Source organism: Microbulbifer variabilis, from assembly GCF_052467165.1.
Genome location: NZ_CP174301.1, coordinates 1,054,015 through 1,071,207, shown reverse-complemented (window position 1 = coordinate 1,071,207; position 17,193 = coordinate 1,054,015). Strand labels below are relative to the sequence as shown.

At 51.3% G+C, this 17,193-nt stretch carries 17 protein-coding genes; 4 read left to right on the top strand and 13 right to left on the bottom strand.

What is annotated here, in order from left to right; all coding sequences use genetic code 11:
- The first annotated feature begins 11 nt into the window (after window positions 1-11).
- Window positions 12-1,055 carry an integron integrase gene (locus ACJJIP_RS04635; protein ID WP_444946299.1) on the top strand — a complete coding sequence of 348 codons (1,044 nt, stop codon included), beginning with the start codon at window positions 12-14 and terminating at the stop codon, window positions 1,053-1,055.
- A 99-nt stretch (window positions 1,056-1,154) separates the two neighbouring features.
- On the opposite strand, the gene aroC is transcribed toward ACJJIP_RS04635, so the two are convergent.
- Together aroC and prmB are read right to left on the bottom strand one after the other, a co-directional pair.
- A complete protein-coding gene (aroC, locus tag ACJJIP_RS04630) occupies window positions 1,155-2,231 on the bottom strand; it encodes a chorismate synthase (protein ID WP_020412736.1) in 1,077 nt (358 codons plus the stop codon).
- Window positions 2,232-2,406: 175 nt separating this feature from the next.
- Complete coding sequence (gene prmB / locus ACJJIP_RS04625; RefSeq protein ID WP_353376082.1) at window positions 2,407-3,330, bottom strand: 50S ribosomal protein L3 N(5)-glutamine methyltransferase; 924 nt, start codon at window positions 3,328-3,330, stop codon at window positions 2,407-2,409.
- Between the two features lie 381 nt (window positions 3,331-3,711).
- On the opposite strand from prmB, the gene folE reads away from it, so the two are divergent.
- Both folE and ACJJIP_RS04615 read left to right on the top strand, forming a co-directional pair.
- Window positions 3,712-4,254 (top strand): GTP cyclohydrolase I FolE, encoded by a 543-nt coding sequence (gene folE / locus ACJJIP_RS04620; RefSeq protein ID WP_020412734.1) that lies wholly within the window; start codon window positions 3,712-3,714, stop codon window positions 4,252-4,254.
- A gap of 65 nt (window positions 4,255-4,319) precedes the next feature.
- Window positions 4,320-4,664 (top strand): 5-carboxymethyl-2-hydroxymuconate Delta-isomerase, encoded by a 345-nt coding sequence (locus tag ACJJIP_RS04615; RefSeq protein WP_020412733.1) that lies wholly within the window; start codon window positions 4,320-4,322, stop codon window positions 4,662-4,664.
- A gap of 4 nt (window positions 4,665-4,668) precedes the next feature.
- Here ACJJIP_RS04615 and ACJJIP_RS04610 read toward each other — a convergent pair whose 3' ends face one another.
- The 7 genes from ACJJIP_RS04610 to ACJJIP_RS04580 all read right to left on the bottom strand — a co-directional run bounded on the left by ACJJIP_RS04610 (window position 4,669) and on the right by ACJJIP_RS04580 (window position 12,053).
- Window positions 4,669-5,538, bottom strand: coding sequence for an alpha/beta fold hydrolase (locus ACJJIP_RS04610; protein WP_353376081.1), 870 nt, complete (start codon window positions 5,536-5,538; stop codon window positions 4,669-4,671).
- A gap of 133 nt (window positions 5,539-5,671) precedes the next feature.
- The gene (gene sixA, locus ACJJIP_RS04605; RefSeq protein WP_020412731.1) at window positions 5,672-6,124 is read right to left on the bottom strand and encodes a phosphohistidine phosphatase SixA; all 453 of its coding nucleotides are present in this window, start codon (window positions 6,122-6,124) and stop codon (window positions 5,672-5,674) included.
- A gap of 32 nt (window positions 6,125-6,156) precedes the next feature.
- The gene (locus ACJJIP_RS04600) at window positions 6,157-6,687 is read right to left on the bottom strand and encodes a DUF4389 domain-containing protein (RefSeq protein ID WP_282952721.1); all 531 of its coding nucleotides are present in this window, start codon (window positions 6,685-6,687) and stop codon (window positions 6,157-6,159) included.
- A 12-nt stretch (window positions 6,688-6,699) separates the two neighbouring features.
- Window positions 6,700-7,731: an NAD(P)H-dependent glycerol-3-phosphate dehydrogenase gene (locus ACJJIP_RS04595; protein WP_026305013.1), complete on the bottom strand. Its 1,032-nt coding sequence runs from the start codon at window positions 7,729-7,731 to the stop codon at window positions 6,700-6,702.
- 257 nt (window positions 7,732-7,988) lie between these two features.
- Window positions 7,989-9,908 (bottom strand): molecular chaperone HtpG, encoded by a 1,920-nt coding sequence (htpG, locus tag ACJJIP_RS04590; protein ID WP_020412728.1) that lies wholly within the window; start codon window positions 9,906-9,908, stop codon window positions 7,989-7,991.
- 99 nt (window positions 9,909-10,007) lie between these two features.
- Window positions 10,008-11,210, bottom strand: coding sequence for a serine hydrolase domain-containing protein (locus tag ACJJIP_RS04585; RefSeq protein WP_444946298.1), 1,203 nt, complete (start codon window positions 11,208-11,210; stop codon window positions 10,008-10,010).
- 240 nt (window positions 11,211-11,450) lie between these two features.
- Complete coding sequence (locus ACJJIP_RS04580; RefSeq protein WP_282952720.1) at window positions 11,451-12,053, bottom strand: peroxiredoxin; 603 nt, start codon at window positions 12,051-12,053, stop codon at window positions 11,451-11,453.
- A gap of 302 nt (window positions 12,054-12,355) precedes the next feature.
- On the opposite strand from ACJJIP_RS04580, the gene ACJJIP_RS04575 reads away from it, so the two are divergent.
- Entirely contained in the window at window positions 12,356-12,598 is a 243-nt protein-coding gene (locus ACJJIP_RS04575; RefSeq protein ID WP_342664458.1) for a bacterioferritin-associated ferredoxin, read from the top strand.
- A gap of 68 nt (window positions 12,599-12,666) precedes the next feature.
- Here ACJJIP_RS04575 and ACJJIP_RS04570 read toward each other — a convergent pair whose 3' ends face one another.
- From ACJJIP_RS04570 to ACJJIP_RS04555, 4 genes are all read right to left on the bottom strand, one after another.
- Window positions 12,667-14,205 (bottom strand): sensor histidine kinase, encoded by a 1,539-nt coding sequence (locus tag ACJJIP_RS04570; protein WP_020412724.1) that lies wholly within the window; start codon window positions 14,203-14,205, stop codon window positions 12,667-12,669.
- The gene (locus ACJJIP_RS04565; RefSeq protein ID WP_282952718.1) at window positions 14,186-14,893 is read right to left on the bottom strand and encodes a response regulator transcription factor; all 708 of its coding nucleotides are present in this window, start codon (window positions 14,891-14,893) and stop codon (window positions 14,186-14,188) included. Before ACJJIP_RS04565 ends, ACJJIP_RS04570 begins: the two co-directional genes overlap by 20 nt.
- Window positions 14,894-14,992: 99 nt before the next feature.
- Window positions 14,993-15,727, bottom strand: a complete 735-nt coding sequence (locus ACJJIP_RS04560; RefSeq protein WP_020412722.1) for a spondin domain-containing protein — start codon at window positions 15,725-15,727, stop codon at window positions 14,993-14,995.
- Between the two features lie 23 nt (window positions 15,728-15,750).
- On the bottom strand, window positions 15,751-16,446 hold the full coding sequence (locus tag ACJJIP_RS04555) for a spondin domain-containing protein (RefSeq protein WP_020412721.1): 696 nt from the start codon (window positions 16,444-16,446) through the stop codon (window positions 15,751-15,753).
- Window positions 16,447-17,193: the final 747 nt, after the last annotated feature.

The following is a 17,193-nucleotide window of genomic DNA, read 5'->3' as shown; positions in this document are numbered from 1 at the left end:
AAGAAATTGTCATGGATGATATTCGCCCTAAGCTACCCCCTAAACCAGAACGTTTTATGAATATTTTACGTCAGCATATTCGCAAGCAGGGACTATCGTACCGAACAGAGCAAACTTACACGCATTGGATAAAGCGGTTTATTCACTTTAATCGATTGAAGCATCCTGCCGGTATGGGGCCGGCTGAAGTTGAGACTTTCCTTACCCATCTCGCTGTTCATGATCTCTGCGCATCCAATACTCAAAGAGTGGCATTGAATGCTATTGCTTATCTCTACAAGCAGTTCTTAGGTAAGGACATCCCAGACTTGGATTTTACGATTGCCAAGAGGCAACGGCGGCTGCCTGTTGTTTACAGTCGTGAAGAAGTGGCTACGGTTCTTAGTCATTTACAGGGGGTCTTCAGATTACAGATTGAGCTGATGTATGGCTCAGGGCTTCGTAGTGCCGAATTACTATCTCTCCGAATAAAAGATGTGGACTTTAGTAGCAATAATATTTTTGTCCGCGGTGGAAAAGGAAATAAGGATCGAACTACCCTTCTTTCACAGGGAATAATCCAAGATCTACAACGTCAAGTTAAATATGTATCTCTTCTTCATCAGCAGGATTTACTGACCGGCTACGGTTTAGTTTATCTGCCGGATGCACTTGATCGCAAATACCCCAGAGCCGCCAAACAACTTGCTTGGCAATACCTGTTTCCTGCTAACACTATCAGTAAATGTCCCCGTTCAGGCATATACCGAAGACACCATATACACTCATCCACATTGACGCGCCAGGTAAATAGTGCTGTGAGAAAGGCGGGAATCAACAAACCGGCACGCTGCCACGCATTCCGGCATAGCTTTGCCACACATTTACTCGAAGCTGGTTACGATTTACGCACTATCCAGGAATTATTGGGGCACTCTGACATTAACACTACTGAAATTTACACCCATGTAGTGAATCGTGGTAACAAAGGCGTATTAAGCCCCTCAGACCGCCTTCGTAGTATTAATAAAATTAAGGAGACCGGAGCTAACTATTTTAATGGGGCCTTGGGTTAAATTAGAGGCTCCTTAATTTCTTTACTGTATGTTAACGGCTAAGGCACTGGATACCGGCTCTTACGGTATCCCTATAGCTAAAGATCAGGAGCGCTCGAACTACCCAGGTGTTACATCACCATTTTGTGCGCGATGGCGCAGGGCATGGTCGATAAGTGTAAGAGCCATCATGGCTTCCGCAATAGGTGTCGCACGTATTCCCACACAGGGATCGTGGCGGCCCTTGGTAACTACTTCAATAGGGTTGCCAGACCGGTCGACACTGCGCCCTGGAATACGCAGGCTAGAAGTTGGTTTTAGAGCGATATGGGCAATTATATCCTGACCACTGGAAATGCCCCCTAGCACGCCACCAGCATTATTCGATAGGAAGCCATCCTCTGGGGTAATTTCATCCCGGTGCTCGGTGCCTTTCTGCTCCACGCAGTCAAAGCCCGCTCCAATTTCCACGCCTTTTACCGCATTAATACTCATCAGGCCGTGGGCAAGGTCTGCATCCAGGCGGTCAAAAATAGGCTCACCCAAGCCAGCTGGTACACCGCTGGCGTGCACTGAGATGCGCGCACCAATGGAATTTCCCTCTTTGATCAGGTCTTGCATATAGGCTTCCATTTCAGGAACTCGCTCTGCATCCGGGCAGAAAAAGGGATTAAGTTCCACTTGCTCCCAATCCAGTTTTTGTACCTTAATCGGGCCCAGTTGAGAGAGGTAGCCTCGCACTTCAATGCCGTATTTTTGCTTCAGCCATTTTTTGGCGATGGCCCCGGCGGCAACCCGCATAGCAGTTTCCCTGGCGGAAGAACGGCCACCCCCACGGTAATCACGAATGCCGTATTTCTGCCAGTAGGTGAAATCGGCATGGGCCGGTCTTACCTGCTCGGCGATATTACTGTAGTCCTTGGAGCGCTGATCGGTATTTTCAATTAATAGGCCAATGGGCGTGCCGGTGGTTTTCCCCTCGAAAACACCGGAGAGTATTTTTACCTGGTCAGGCTCGCGGCGCTGGGTGGTATAACGGGAAGTACCGGGCTTGCGGCGATCCAGCTCTAACTGAATCTCCTCTTCGCTAATCTCCAGGCCCGGAGGGCAGCCATCAACAATACAGCCCAGGGCGGGCCCATGGCTTTCGCCAAAGGTGGTGACACAAAACAACTTGCCAAAGGTATTGCCCGACATAGACGACTTTTCCAGCTAGTAGGTGGTTAAACAGGAGTTGGCCTCAAGTGAAGCCGCACATTATAAAGGAACCCCGGGGCCCAGCACGCGGCCAAGAACAAAAAGCACAATTGCTCCGCGCATCTGCCTCCAATAACAAACCCGGCAATGTAGATTGCCGGGTTGGCAAAAGAAATTACTCTTTTTCGAAGTAAGGTTGGTAAGCGAGCAGTTCTTCGCGGCTGATGACAAAGACACCGTGGCCTCCATCCTCAAACTCAGGCCACATAAAGGGTACCTCGGGGAAAGCTTGTTCCAATGCCTCCCAGCTATTGCCGACTTCACAAACCAGCAAACCCTCTGGCTGCAGATGATTGGCAGCCTCTCGCAACAGGCGACGGGTAAAATCCAAACCGTCCTCTCCTGAACCCAGGGCGATTTCTGGCTCTGCGCGGAATTCTTCTGGCATTTCTGCCAGGTCACGAGCATCTACATAGGGCGGGTTACAGACAATCAGCTCATAGCTGAACCCCTTCAGGCCGGCGAAAAGGTCCGACTGTACAGCGCGCACGCGCTCATTCAAGTTGTGGCGATTAATGTTAATTTGCGCAACTTCTATGGCACCCTCAGAGATATCGCTCAGGTCGACCCGCGCTTCAGGGAAAGCTTCTGCGCAGGCAATTCCGATACAGCCACTTCCACAACAAAGATCCAAAATCGCCAAGGGCTCTACCTTGAGCCAGGGCTGGAAGTTGTGCCGTATCATCTCCCCAATAGGCGATCGAGGTACCAGCACCCGATCATCCACATAGAAAGTCATATCGCAGAAGTGCGCTTCATGGGTCAAATAGGCAGCTGGTACCCGCTCGGTAAAGCGTCGCTCCAGGATAGTGAGCACATCGCGACGCTCCTCCATCGTCAGGCGTGCCTGCAATATCTCCGGCTTACTATAAGGTGGCAGGTGCAGCGCGTGGGTGACAAGCAATACCGCCTCATCCCAGGCGTTATCGGTGCCATGACCATACCAAAGACCAGCCTCATGGAATCTGCTGGTGCCCCAGCGAATGTAGTCCAAAACCGTGGTCAGCTCGTGCAGGCTGGATTCACGCCTTTCTATCATCGAATCTATCCTTAACTATGTATCTCATCAGGGCCTATTGTCACTCATTGGATGGCCTCTGTTGTTGCTATAGAAGCGCCAATCAAGGCCCGAGGAGTGTAATTTGGTTATTCCAAATAAGCGACGAGTAACGCTGAGTAGCTATTTTATAGATGCACCCAAAGGGCCTAGACCATTTCTCCGCCCAACTGCTTTATCTGTCGTTTATGTAGAGTAACTAGGCCTCACTCCATCTGCCTTCCCGAACAAAAAATGGCCCCTGGCACTGGCTATCAAACTGGTGTCAACAGGCCTCTGGGTCCGCGCGGATCTTTACTCTCGGGTTACAAACGCTTAGGGTAGCGCACCCGCCCTTCGGGCTGAGATGTTGGAAAGAGCAGCATGAACGAACACTACGCGCGAATTATTGAAGCAATCGGCGAAGATCCGCAACGCCCAGGACTCAAGGACACCCCTGAGCGCGCCGCCAAGGCCATGGAATACCTGACCCGCGGCTACAGACAGACCGTCGAAGACGTGGTCAACGATGCACTCTTCCCCTCCGACTGCAGTGAGATGGTGCTCGTTAAGGATATCGAACTCTATTCCCTGTGTGAGCACCACCTGTTGCCATTTATCGGCCGCGCCCACGTAGCCTATATTCCCAATGGCAAGGTTGTTGGCCTGTCCAAGGTAGCACGTATTGTCGACATGTTTGCGCGCCGCCTGCAGATCCAGGAGCAGCTTACTGTCGAGATCGCCGAGACCCTGCTAAACGTCACTGGTGCTGCCGGTGTCGGTGTTATCATCGAAGCCAAACACATGTGCATGATGATGCGCGGAGTGGAAAAACAGAACTCTGTGATGAAGACTTCGGCAATGCTCGGTACTTTCCGCAGTAACCAGGCTACGCGCAACGAGTTCCTCTCCCTGCTCCGCCAGTAACAGGGTCGACTCACCAGCACAGAGCGGCTCAAAAAGAGCCGCCAATGTTCACGGAGTGAATTGCTATGCCCCACCTGATCATAGAGTATGCGAAGAATCTGGAAGACAGGATTTCCGTTGCCGCCCTGGTCAGCTCCGCACAGGAGGCAATGAACCGCTCCGGGCTATTTGCGTCGCACAACATCAAGACTCGTGCCAAGGCTTACGAGCAATTTATCGCCGGCGATAATGGCAGCAGCTTTATCCATGCCGAAATCCGGCTATTGGAAGGCCGCAGCTCCAGGGAGCGAGAAGCACTGAGCTCGGCAGTGTTCAATTGCCTGTGCCAATTCGCCGATGGCGTGCCTGCGGTCTCGGTAGAAGTGCGGGAAATGGACCCCAGCTGCTATTCAAAGCGCGTGCCCTTCTAGCTCATTAGTCGGCCTCGCCGCGCAAGAAAGGCCCAAACCACTCCGCAATGCCCTCGGCTCCGTCCTCCATATGCAAATGGTGACTGCCAGGCAGCTCCCGCACTTCAATATTTTCATAATCAGCCAGAATTGGGCGCAGCTTCTTAATCATATTTGTAATCCCCCCCTCCGCCAGAACCAGGCGTACCGGCATACTGAGCCGTGAAAGAAAGGCCCGAATCTGCACTTCATTGAGCTTCGCGGTGGAAGCCGCCATCAGCTGGGGATCATTACTCCAGGTAAAACCACCGTCCAAGGGGCGAGTTCCACGCTCAGCCAAAACCCGTGCAGCCCATTCAGAAAGTGGGAAGAGGCCATTCATACGAGCTTCCACGGCTCCCTCAAAGGTCGGGTATACCTTTGCCTTGCGGTGCCTGTAACGAGCGCGCTGGGCGATGGCCCTGGCAAGGATATCCGGCGACTCCTCATCCTTTGTGGCCGGGGGCACCAAGCCATCAATCAATGCGAGGCGCTTTACCCTGTTGGGAAAAGCCCCGGCAGTAATCACGCTCGCAATGGCTCCTCGTGAGTGAGCGAGCAGGGAAAAGTTTCGCCAACCTAGAGCCTCCGAGGCACCGATAATATCCTCAGCCTCCTCCCAGATGTTGTAATTGGCATGAGGAGAACGATGGTAGCTGCGGCCATGCCCAGCCATGTCCATGGCAACCAGGTTAATTCCTTCAAGCAGGGGGGCAAGTCGATTAAAACTGGCACAGTTATCCAGCCAGCCATGCAAGGCCAAAACTGGTTCACCAGAGGGGTCACCCCACTGCCGTGCAGCAATAGTTTTACTCTCAAACTCGAGGGTGATTTCGCTGGCGACGCTTTGCTTCATAAGTGGTAATTCCACTGGGTAACTGGTTTTGATAAGGCAAGATGGTGCTACTGCTCTGTCATAACTGCAATGACACTTGGCACCAGCGAGCTAGTGATTTAGGTGCAAGCATGGGAGGAAGATTAAATGGCGCCTACTCTGCGTGTTGCAGCCAATCAAGCTCAGCACAGCCATTGGCCCAAACTTCAGCACTCACACAGGCAAGGCTTGAAGTACCCATGGGATGCTCATTACCGCTACCGCAAAGGCCATTGAGCAGACTGCCAACCAACGGCTGGTGGCTAACCAATAGAATGGGGAAGTTATCCTGCTCCTGCAAAAGGTCAAGCAACTGTTGGGGATTGCTATCCCCGATTAGTAGTGGCTCGGTAACAACGGGCAGGCCCAAATGAGCGGAGACAATATCAGCTGTTTGCTGGGTTCGAACAAAAGGACTGGCCCAAATAGCGTGCACAGCCGATAACTCTTTTGAGCGTTTTTTGCATACCTGCGCCACTTGCTTGCGCCCACGTTCCGTCAGGGAGCGAGCGGCATCATTGCCAAGCATCGGCTCGGCCTTGCCATGGCGCAGGATAAACAATTGCATTGACATAGCCTCAATTAGAGCTGAGCAGGTAGCTAGTTTTTCTCGCCGCGCTCGTCAGATTCGCCTTTCTTTTCAGCAAAAGAGGCCGGCGGCTCATCAGCACCCTCTTCTACCAGCTCAGGCTTTTTATCATCGGCAGGTTCATCACTACCGAGAATAATGGCATCCTCAGCCTCTTCCTCTTTTTTTGATTCCGCTTTCTTGACCGGTTCAGCTTTTTCCTCTGTAGCGACCACCTCCGCAGAGACTTCTTCAGCTCCTTCATAACCGGAGAGATCTTCTACATCGGATTCCGGCCACTCCGCAAAGGGGAAGGGCTTCTCGTCTGAGTTGTAAATCAAAAACTGTACAGCCTGGTAGATATACGAGGCGAGCTGATCGCCAAAACGACGCAAGTTATCGTTAGACTTACCGCCGATAATCGAAAACAGGAACTGCAGCACCACCACAGCCAACAGTACCCAGCCGGCAATCTGCAAACAGATGCCAAACAGCACCATATAGATCAGTCGCACCCATTGATTACCGGAGGTCAGGTTGCGCTTCAATTCATCATTTTTCATAAGAGGCTTCCATCAAGGCTTGGCCGAGTAGGCCACATCAAACGTTTGTGCGCCCGACATTAAATTACGAATTACCTCTGGGATCGGTCGCTCTTCAAATAATATGGCGTGAATCGCGGAAACCAAGGGCATGTAGACGCCCATTTCATCAGCTTTCTTTTTTATCAGGCGAACAGTGTTTACGCCCTCGGCCACCTGACCGATTTCTGCGACAGCACGATCCAGGGGTTTGCCCTTACCTACCAAATAACCCACGCGATAATTGCGGCTGAGATCGGAAGAGCAAGTCAAAATTAAGTCGCCAACACCGGCTAGACCGATAAATGTCATGGGATCTGCGCCCATCGCCTCGGCAAAGCGCATCATTTCGGCAAGGGAGCGGGTTATTAAAAGGCTAATGGTGTTTTGCCCGCGGTCCAGTGCTGCGGCCATGCCGGTTACTATCGCGTAAATATTTTTCAGGGCACCGGCCAGCTCTACTCCGAACACATCATTACTGGAATAAACCCGAAAGGTTTCCGAATGCAGGGCTGATTGGATATCTTTGCACAGGGCCTCATCTTCACTGGCAACTACTGTAGCTGTGTAGTGGCCCGCGACAATTTCCTTTGCGAAATTAGGCCCGCTCAGCACACCTACACGCATGCCAGTCGTTTCCTCGCGCAGGATATCGCTCATTAATTGGAAGTGATCGTGCTCAATACCCTTGGTAGTGGAGATCAGCATGGTGCCCGGCTTCAGTAGCGGCGCTACGCGGCGTACCACCTCGCGGAAAGATTTACTGGGAATTGCTACAAACACAATGTCACAGCCTTGCACAGCTTCGTGCAAGTCGCTGCTAATACAAAGCTCCGGGTGTAAAGCTACACCAGGTAGGTACTTACTGTTCTCCCGAGTTTCCCGGCAAGCTTCCGCGCTCTCCGAATCCCGCATCCACTGGCGGGTGTCGTGACCATTCCCCGCTACGATATTGGCAATTGCGGTCCCGAAACTGCCGCCGCCCAATACGGCTATGGAGAGGGGGTTGGAAGTTTCCTTTTGCATAGTGATACCGATAAAGCTTCTCTCGTGGCCTGGGATTATAGAGGTATGACCCTCCAAGCCCAAAGGGTTCAATTTACGGGAATTTGTTCGTAAATTTGCAAAACAACACGGAAAAAACAGAAAACGGCCCTCTGCTTAACCACCCATCCAATAAACTGGTGGGTTGGTTACGCAGGGGCCGTACATCAAAAGCGCGCTGGCGCGTTGCAGATTTTAGCGCGCGGGACTTACAGGGCGAGCCCGTAAGCCATGGTTACTTAGCCGTGCATTTCCAGCAGAAGCGTATTCAGGCGGCGCACATAATCTGCCGGATCCGCCAACTGGTTACCTGCCGCCAGGTTAGCCTGGTCCATCAGGATATTGGTGAGATCCGCAAAGCGATCTTCATCCGCTTCCTGATCCAGACGCTGCACCAGCGGGTGGGACGGATTGATTTCAAAGATCGGCTTGGCATCTGGCAGGGCCTGGCCGGCTTGTTCCAGGATACGACGCATCTGCGGGCCCATATCCTGATCGCTCACTACCAGGCACGCCGGAGAATCCACCAGACGTGTAGTAGCGCGTACGGACTCAACGCGGCCTTCCAGAACGTCCTGTACCCGCTCAACCAGAGCACCGGACTCTTTCTCGACTTTTTCGCGTTCGGCCTTGTCTTCATCGCTCTCAGCTTCACCCAGATCCAGCGCACCTTTGGCGACATCTTGGAACTGCTTGCCGTCGAATTCGTTCATATGGCCCACGAACCACTCATCCACCTGGTCAGTGAGCAGCAGTACCTCGATACCCTTCTTGCGGAATACTTCCAGGTAGGGGCTGGATTTGGCTGTAGCGAAATTGTCGGCACACACATAGTAGATCGCCTTCTGGCCATCCTTCATGCGACCTACATATTCTTCCAGGGATTGATCCTGCTTCTCGGTATCGGTGTGGGTGCTGGCGAAGCGCAACAGCTTGGCGATTTTCTCTTTGTTGGAGAAATCTTCAGCTGGGCCTTCTTTCAGTACATTGCCGAACAGCTCCCAGAATTTCTGATACTCATCGCCATCCTTCTTCGCCAGCTTGTCCAGCATATCCAGTACACGCTTGGTTAGCGCGCTCTTGATCGCATCGGTATTGCGATCTTTCTGCAGGATTTCACGGGATACATTCAACGGCAGGTCGTTGGAATCCAGAACACCTTTCACAAAGCGCAGGTACAGCGGCAGGAACTGCTCGGCATCGTCCATGATAAAGGTGCGCTGTACATACAGCTTGAGGCCACGAGCGGCATCGCGCTGGTACAGATCGAACGGTGCGCGCGCAGGAATGTAAAGCAAGCTGGTGTAATCCAGTTTGCCCTCTACGCGGTTGTGGCTCCAGGTTAAAGGGTCATCAAAGTCGTGAGAGATATGCTTGTAGAACTCCTTGTACTCCTCGGACTTCACTTCGGAGCGCGGGCGGGTCCACAGGGCCTGGGCAGCGTTTACCGCTTCAAACTCTGGCGCTTTCTCTTCTTTCGGCTCTTCACCTTCCTCCGCAGCCGGCATTTCCTCTTTCAGCATTTCCACCGGAATGGCGATGTGATCGGAGTACTTTTTAATGATGGAGCGCAGGCGCCAGTTATCGGCAAACTCCTTCGCTTCCTCTTTCAGGTGCAGAACCACTCGGGTGCCACGCTGGGGCCATTCAACGGTTTCCACGGAGTATTCCGCTTCACCGTGGCACTCCCAATGCACGCCCTGGTCAGCATTCAAACCGGCGCGACGGGTGAATACGTCGACTTTGTCAGCGACGATAAATGCTGAGTAGAAGCCCACACCGAACTGGCCGATCAGGTGCGCATCTTTTTTCTGGTCTCCGGTCAGCTGCTGCATAAATGCAGAGGTGCCAGAGCGGGCGATGGTGCCGAGGTTTTCGATTACTTCATCGCGGCTCATACCAATACCGTTATCGGTAATGGTGAGCGTGCCCTCTTCCTTGTCAAACTCAATGCGAATGCGCAGGTCTGCATCTTCGCCCAGTAAATCGGGCTTGGACAGCGATTCAAAACGCAACTTGTCAGCGGCGTCAGAAGCATTGGATACCAGCTCGCGCAGGAAAATCTCCTTGTTGGAGTAGAGCGAGTGGATCATCAGGTGCAGTAGCTGCTTGGCTTCCGTCTGGAATCCATGGCTCTCTTTTTGGGCCTCAACGGTCATCTAGTAAGTCTCCCCATACACGTCAATCGGAACAGGGAGCAGATATGAGGCCCTTCTGGCAGGTTTCAAGGGGAGGGATAAGAGGTCCTCCAGCGGAGATTAATGATCTCCGCTGGTTTTTACTGTGGCAGAGTTGCCTTTGCCGGTAATATCGATCACGAAATTGGCGGTGAGATCGGAGATTACACGAGACTCCGCATTCATCAGGATAGCGATACCAATCTTCAACTTCTCTGAATAGGCCACCGCAGCGCGGAAACCAGCTACCCAACCCCCGTGATAAATAATACGGTCATCACCGATGGTATACAGACGCCAGCCCAGGCCGTAGCCGGCATGAGACAGGTAGTCCCGCCAGATACGGTGGCGCATATGGCGCTGAGTAGCGACCCGTTCGGTGGTCATATCCTCAATCATCTCCGGGGACAGCACTTTTGGGTAATATCCCATTTGGGCCTTCAGCCATTGGGCCATATCGGAGATGCTGGCGTTAACGCCAGCTGCCGGAGCGGCAAAGTAATACTCTTTCTCTACCTTAACCGGGCGCCAGCCACTGCCGGTTTGTACATGGGGCGCAGCGCGGTTATCAGAGGCCATAAAGCTCTCCCAGCCCACCGAGGCATTCTGCATTTTCAGCGGTACAAAGATGCGCTGTTTAAGCTGGCTGGCAAAAGACACACCCGTTGCTTCGAAAATCACATCTTCAATCAGGCTGAATAGCACATTCTGGTAGCCGTAACATTTTCCCGGGGTACAGCGCGGATCAATATTGGCAAATTTCGGCAATATCTTACTGAGCGGCTTGTTGTCCTCAAGATAATTGTCGTACGCATTGGGAGTCAGGCCGGAAGAGTGGCTGAGCAAATGCTCTACCTGTAATTGCCGCGATAGGGTTGACGTTTTGAAGCTCAGATCCGGCACATAGTTGACTACCTTGTCACTCCAATTGAAGCGTTTTTCGTGCTCCAAAATGGTGGCCATGCTCGCCGCAAAGGTTTTTGAGACAGAAGCCAGGCGGAACACAGTGTCGTTATCCACTTTGCCGGCCTTACCCCTGATCCGCACGCCATAGGTATCCATGGCGACCACGCGGTTTCCATCGACAATAACGTAAGCGCCCCCAGGAATTGACTTACCCGCCATCATCTGGCGAAAGTAGCGGTCAAATGCCTTGGCCCTGGCGTCAATATCCACTGCCCGCGCAGGCAGGGACAGCCCGCACAGAAGTAGTGCCGAGAGAAAAATACGCGCCTTCCCGGCACGTAGGTGGTAGACGATATTTGAAAGAATTGCAGGTCTCATACGCAAATCGAGCCGCCAAAGCAATCCGGTACTTGCAGATAAGACTAGCAGCCAGCGGGCAAAAACTCTATTTAGGCGCCACGCAGGACTGACTGCAGAATTCTAGTCGCTAATCTCAGACTCCGCGCGGACACCTATGCCAGTTCCATAAAGCAATACAATGGCACTTATATAAACGAAAAAACCGCCTCTCGGCGGTTTTTTCGTTGTGGGGATACCCCCACAGCGAGGGCCCTAAGCTTAAAGCTTTTCGGCGTTCTCGCTCAGGTAAGCCGCTACACCTTCCGGAGAAGCGTTCATACCCTTGTCGCCTTCCTGCCAACCAGCGGGGCAAACTTCGCCGTGCTCCTGGTGGAACGCCAGAGCGTCAACCATGCGCAGCATCTCGTCAACATTACGGCCCAGCGGCAGGTCATTGACTACCTGGTGACGAACCATACCTTCCTCGTCAATCAGGAAAGAACCACGGAAAGCAACGCCAGCATCTGCTTCTACGTCGTACGCCTGGCAGATTTCGTGCTTAACATCAGCAACCAGGGTGTACTTAACCGGGCCAATACCACCGTCATTTACCGGGGTGTTACGCCATGCGTTATGAGAGAACTGGGAGTCGATGGAAACACCAATTACTTCAACGCCGCGCTTCTCGAACTCAGCAAAACGGTGGTCGAAAGCGATCAACTCGGAAGGACATACGAAGGTGAAGTCCAGCGGGTAGAAGAAAACTACTGCTTTCTTACCTTCGATTGCTTCTTTCAGGTTAAAAGTATCGACGATCTCGCCGTTACCCAATACCGCTGCAGCGGTGAAATCCGGAGCCGGCTTACCTACCAAAACTGCCATGAAAACCTCCTCAATCCAATGATGGGTTGTTGATAAAGAGTGAAGTGTTCAATTTATACGCAACAGCTATAAATCGAATAGGGATTAATAGTGGAGCGCTATGATACACACCCACCTATTACAGGCCCATAAATTTTTTAAATCAGCCTGATAGCAGAATGGCTATGCGTGAACTGAACCACAAAAGAGAAGGAATACCCATCAGCAGGAGTAAAAAAAGATCAAAGTGACTAAATTACACTCTTTCTGAAATCTTATTGACACTCATTCTCAATTGCAATAGGATTTGCATAAGTCTACTATTGAACAGAAATCGACCAGAGCCCACAACGATGTATGTATGTATCTGTAAAGGTATAACCGACCGCCAAATCAAAGAGGCAGTCTATGATGGCTCCACTTCAGTTAAGGCGTTGAGGCGCCAACTGGGTGTCTCCTCTCAGTGTGGTCGCTGTGCAGAACAGACCAAAGAGATCATCGACGAGACCATGAGCGGAGGAATGATTAACTCTGCCAACAACGGATTGTTTTACTCCGCCAACTGATTTCTTCTTTCGACCTGCGATCGCCCCCTTGGCGATCGCCATTCCACTTCTTCTCTCTCAATCTGCGCTCAATACTCTTTGGCTCGGTCCGACTCTTCCATATGACCGCATGGCGCGCCCCAACGGCGGTGCAGCTGAAATTCAAAAGCGGTGCCAAAGTTTTCCCTGCTACGCACGTAAATATCGGCTCGATGCAAAGCCAACAGTCTTTTGGTGATTGCAAGCCCAAGTCCTCCCAGCCCACGGCTGCTTTTCTTGCTATTAGCAGCCCGATAGTGTGCGTCGAAGATATTAGGCAGGTCATCAACGGGAATCCCCATGCCACTATCCTTCACACTCACTGAGACCTGGTCACCGTGTGGCCGCAGCTGCACGATAATCTCATCACCCGAGCCACAGTGACGCAGGGCATTTTCTACCAGGTTGGAGAAAACCCGTTCCAGCTTTTCAATATCACCATAGACGACGATACTTGAGTCCTGTGGTATTACCGCTGCGTGCACACCCTGCTCGAGCGCTTTTATAGTAAATTTTTGCAGTACGTCCTGAATTAATTCAGCCAGTACAACCCGCTCTATCTTCATCGGCACATCAGCACTTTCCAGGCATGCCAATTCAAACAGTTGCTCCACTAGCCGATTCACTTTCTTACTACTGCGATAAGCCGTTTCCACATAATGCCGGCTGTCATCCGGGTTTAGCTCTTCGCGCCGGATCAGCCAGGTTTCCAGGTACCCTTGTAACGATGAGAGCGGTGTACGCAGGTCATGAGAAATATGGGTCAGTAATTCACGACGCATTTCATCGATGGTCTTTATACTCTGATACTGCTGCTTTAACGATGTAGACAATTCATTGAAAGCACTTCCAAGGCGTTGAACCAAGTCATTCTCTTCAGTATTCCAGGGGGTTGATGGCAAATCCCCTTGCAGGCCGGCAGCGCGAAAATGCTGCATATCTCTAGTGAGCTTTCGCAGAGGACGGGTAAGCAGTGCAAACACCCATAGGGAGGCAATCAAGCTGAGTATCAGGCATCCTAAAAAAACCGCTGCCACCCAGCGCAGCAGATGATTTTGCCAAACTCCCTGAACCACATCGTCAAATAGCTCACTGCCAATAATGACATACATGTAACCTAGCAGTTGGCCATCCCGCTCTACTGGAGCTGCGGAAAATACTTTTAGGCGCTCACTATCACGAGGGTCTGGGCCGTAAATTGTTCGCTGAATACCCGTCGATCTATCTAGAAATACCCGAATAGGGTCAAGGTCAATAAATTGACGCTTGATCTTTGCCGGCTCGGCGGAATAAGCAAGGACTTCGCCTTCAGGGCTCAACAGGTAGAATTCAAAGTTTGGCCCCAATACCATGAGGTCGTGAAATAGGTGATAAAGACCTTCTTTATCTGGCTGACCATCGACAAAAAGTGCATTTTGCTCTGCCAGATGTCGAGCTAAATCCCGGTGTAGGTTTTGCGCTACTTCACTCTGGTAGGCTGCAACTACACAGCCCATAAGCAACAAGAAAAACACCCCCACAACTATGAAACTACAAAGCAGCAACAGGATCAGGCGGCGATAAAAAGCATCACGCAATAATGGCATCATTGAATTTGTAGCCCACTCCCCAGACTGTCAGTACATATTCCGGTTGTGAAGGATTTTGCTCTAACTTGTTGCGCAGGCGATTGATATGGGAATTCACGGTATGCTCATAACCACTGTGTTGATAGCCCCAAACTGCATCCAGAATTTGCGTTCGCCGAAACACTCGACCAGGGTGACTTGCGAGATAATAGAGAAGGTCAAATTCCCGCGCAGTTAATTCCAGTGGCTGTAAGTCCAGCTTTACGAGCCGCCTGCTACAGTCGATATGCAAGCGACCACAGGTGATCATTTGGTTGTTTCTGCTACTTACTTGGGCATTGAATTCAGAGCGACGCAATAAGGCTTTTACCCGTGCCTGCATCTCACGCATACCGAACGGTTTAGATAGGTAGTCATCGGCACCCATCTCTAACCCTAATACCCGATCCAGTTCAGAGTTACGTGCGGTGAGCATCAGAATTGGAAGGGCGCTACCGACATCACGCAGGCGACGGCAAATCTCCACCCCATCCAGGCCCGGCAACGTCAGGTCCAACAGCAACAAATTGAATTTCTGGTTTAAGGCTCTCATCAGCCCCTGCTCACCGTTATCACAGGCGGTTACCGAATAACCTAAGCTCTCCAGATGCATGCACAACAATTGGAGTATGTCGTGATCATCCTCGATTATCAGAATACGCTTGTTCATGCGTGCCCCACCATTTCTGGCCTTCTTCCCCTGGCAACTCCCCCAGAGGAGGAGTTGTACTCGGGTCTCAGGCTATTTGTCGCACCAGCAGCGTAATTGTTACTCTATTCGGGTAATACTCAGAAGCATGGCTGTTTGATCAAAGCGATGAGACTGATCCAAAGTCGATTCAGCATAACCATCTGCCCGACTGACAACCCCAGGGTGACGTGAAACAAAATTCACATCCTCCCGCTCTACGTTAAAACCCTCACCACCATCGGCGGGGCCTGGGATAGTACCCACCAGCTCGCTATTGAATTCAGTACCCGCATCATATATCGGAGCCAGGCGCTGTAAAGAATCACCCACCGCCAGGGATGACACATCAATTCGAGTAATACCGCTAAACGCATCATTGGTATTGACCAGCATGGTGGCAATCGTCAGCAGCACCTCTTCTTGTTCAGCAAATTCCAGGCTGAGGCTTTCACTGGCACCGGGACCAAGCGGTGCTTCCGCACTCATTGAAGCGAAACCGCCGGAATCCTCCAGTTCCATCCTGAATTCGCTATTGTCACCACCTTCAGCGAGCAACTCGAGACCAGCACTGGAGGGCTCACCAACGACCCAGCCATGCAAGGCACTATCGTGGGCCACTATTGCCACCGGCGACAGCGGCTGATTGTGGGTTAAATTGGTTACTGTTATCTCAAACCCCATAGTAACGGGGTCAGGGGCCGGTGCAGGATTATCTGTCGCGTTGGAGCGGCTGTTATTATCATTGCTACAGCCGACCAGCAAGGCCGTGATGGCCAGAGGCAACAGTAAGGAGCCCAACTTGGTTTTATTCATAATGATTTCTCCCGTTGGCTTACTTACTGAACCGTTACAACAACCTTGGCTACTGGGTTAAGCCAGCGGTGAATGCGCGCATCCAGATCGCTGTTACCAGCATCCGGGTCGGTATCACCAACGTTGCCACGGTGAATATGAATCAGTTGGTTAACTTCTTCTGAGGTGACACCAGTACCTCCGACACCACCATTACCATCAGGGCTGGCTGGAATACCTGCAACAAAGGGTGCACCGCTGCCCTCAACAACTAACTCATTGTTAGCCTCGGTGCCGGCATCATAGGCATTGAGATATAGGGTATAGCTACCGGGTTCAGTAGGAATTTCCCAGGCATCGAGCCCAACAAAACCATCATTAGTTGGCAGCAACATGGCGGTGATAGACAAAAACCCATTACTGCCGGTGTCAAACGCCTCAATATCTACGCTGCTGCCAGGAGCCAGTAATCCCATTGTTTCCATATTGACTGCCCCCATTGCGCTGGCAGCGGCAGCAAGGCCGCTGATATCTCCGCCTTCGGCCATCATCTGCAGTTCTGGGCTCGCACCGGAGCCAACTTCAAACAGATGAAACTCATCAACATGGGCTGAAACCAGCAGCGGTGTGAAATAGATGCCGTGGGTAAGATTCGTAACGACTACTGAAGTGGTTTGTGCCTGAACTCCCGTCGCCATAGCGGCCAATGCCAAGGTGCCGAGAATGGATTTTATTTTCATAGCTATCCCCAAAATCTGAGCTTTTATAAGTAAAGGGCCAAACAGCCTCCTTTAAGCTAAGGGGGAAATATCCAATATTGATCACCGAATCATCACATTTTTATCACAGGTGCTCGGCACGCTTTGCATTTAGGCTCGACGCATAGATTATCTCCTGTGGGAGAGGAAAACTGCTTAGTATTGCCATTAATTCTATAGGTACTTAAAACCGGTTGATTTCGCCCTCTATGATCAAAACGATAACAACCTGAAATTAACGACTGGGGACAGCATTAGCGGTATGGGCTCTACGGTATAAGAGAAAAATTCTGGCACCTTCGTAGCAGGATACAAGCACAATCTCAGGCAGTTAGTGCTACTGGGTACCTATAGAGTAGCAATTACACTGATATAGCCCTGCAGTAAAAAGTTAATCAATCTATATATACGTATTTTACTTATTGCCCTACTCACCCCCACCGGTCAGTGATCTCATCCTAGTGAATAATGTCACTTCACGATAAGTTGGTAGGAACTTCTCTCAACTTTACACTCCTGCCTGTGAAAGCAGCCCTGACATTCGAATATTTGAATTCCATATTCTACTGCGCTCTATTACACCAAGCCCGCGCACTGGCCATGCCGCCTTAAGCCCTTCTTCTAGCATACGGATTAATTCGGGATCAATTAACATTAAGGCAAAAGTTAATACCAGGTCCGAGCGCCTCTACCTAGTTTGCCCCCTTATAAATTACGCTGCATATTTTA

Excerpts from the sequence above, each read along its gene's own strand:
- ACJJIP_RS04635 (WP_444946299.1), top strand. The coding sequence starts at position 12 with ATGGATGATATTCGCCCTAAGCTACCCCCTAAACCAGAACGTTTTATG.
- aroC (WP_020412736.1), bottom strand. The coding sequence starts at position 2,231 with ATGTCGGGCAATACCTTTGGCAAGTTGTTTTGTGTCACCACCTTTGGC.
- prmB (WP_353376082.1), bottom strand. The coding sequence starts at position 3,330 with ATGATAGAAAGGCGTGAATCCAGCCTGCACGAGCTGACCACGGTTTTG.
- folE (WP_020412734.1), top strand. The coding sequence starts at position 3,712 with ATGAACGAACACTACGCGCGAATTATTGAAGCAATCGGCGAAGATCCG.
- ACJJIP_RS04615 (WP_020412733.1), top strand. The coding sequence starts at position 4,320 with ATGCCCCACCTGATCATAGAGTATGCGAAGAATCTGGAAGACAGGATT.
- ACJJIP_RS04610 (WP_353376081.1), bottom strand. The coding sequence starts at position 5,538 with ATGAAGCAAAGCGTCGCCAGCGAAATCACCCTCGAGTTTGAGAGTAAA.
- sixA (WP_020412731.1), bottom strand. The coding sequence starts at position 6,124 with ATGCAATTGTTTATCCTGCGCCATGGCAAGGCCGAGCCGATGCTTGGC.
- ACJJIP_RS04600 (WP_282952721.1), bottom strand. The coding sequence starts at position 6,687 with ATGAAAAATGATGAATTGAAGCGCAACCTGACCTCCGGTAATCAATGG.
- ACJJIP_RS04595 (WP_026305013.1), bottom strand. The coding sequence starts at position 7,731 with ATGCAAAAGGAAACTTCCAACCCCCTCTCCATAGCCGTATTGGGCGGC.
- htpG (WP_020412728.1), bottom strand. The coding sequence starts at position 9,908 with ATGACCGTTGAGGCCCAAAAAGAGAGCCATGGATTCCAGACGGAAGCC.
- ACJJIP_RS04585 (WP_444946298.1), bottom strand. The coding sequence starts at position 11,210 with ATGAGACCTGCAATTCTTTCAAATATCGTCTACCACCTACGTGCCGGG.
- ACJJIP_RS04580 (WP_282952720.1), bottom strand. The coding sequence starts at position 12,053 with ATGGCAGTTTTGGTAGGTAAGCCGGCTCCGGATTTCACCGCTGCAGCG.
- ACJJIP_RS04570 (WP_020412724.1), bottom strand. The coding sequence starts at position 14,205 with ATGATGCCATTATTGCGTGATGCTTTTTATCGCCGCCTGATCCTGTTG.
- ACJJIP_RS04565 (WP_282952718.1), bottom strand. The coding sequence starts at position 14,893 with ATGAACAAGCGTATTCTGATAATCGAGGATGATCACGACATACTCCAA.
- ACJJIP_RS04560 (WP_020412722.1), bottom strand. The coding sequence starts at position 15,727 with ATGAATAAAACCAAGTTGGGCTCCTTACTGTTGCCTCTGGCCATCACG.
- ACJJIP_RS04555 (WP_020412721.1), bottom strand. The coding sequence starts at position 16,446 with ATGAAAATAAAATCCATTCTCGGCACCTTGGCATTGGCCGCTATGGCG.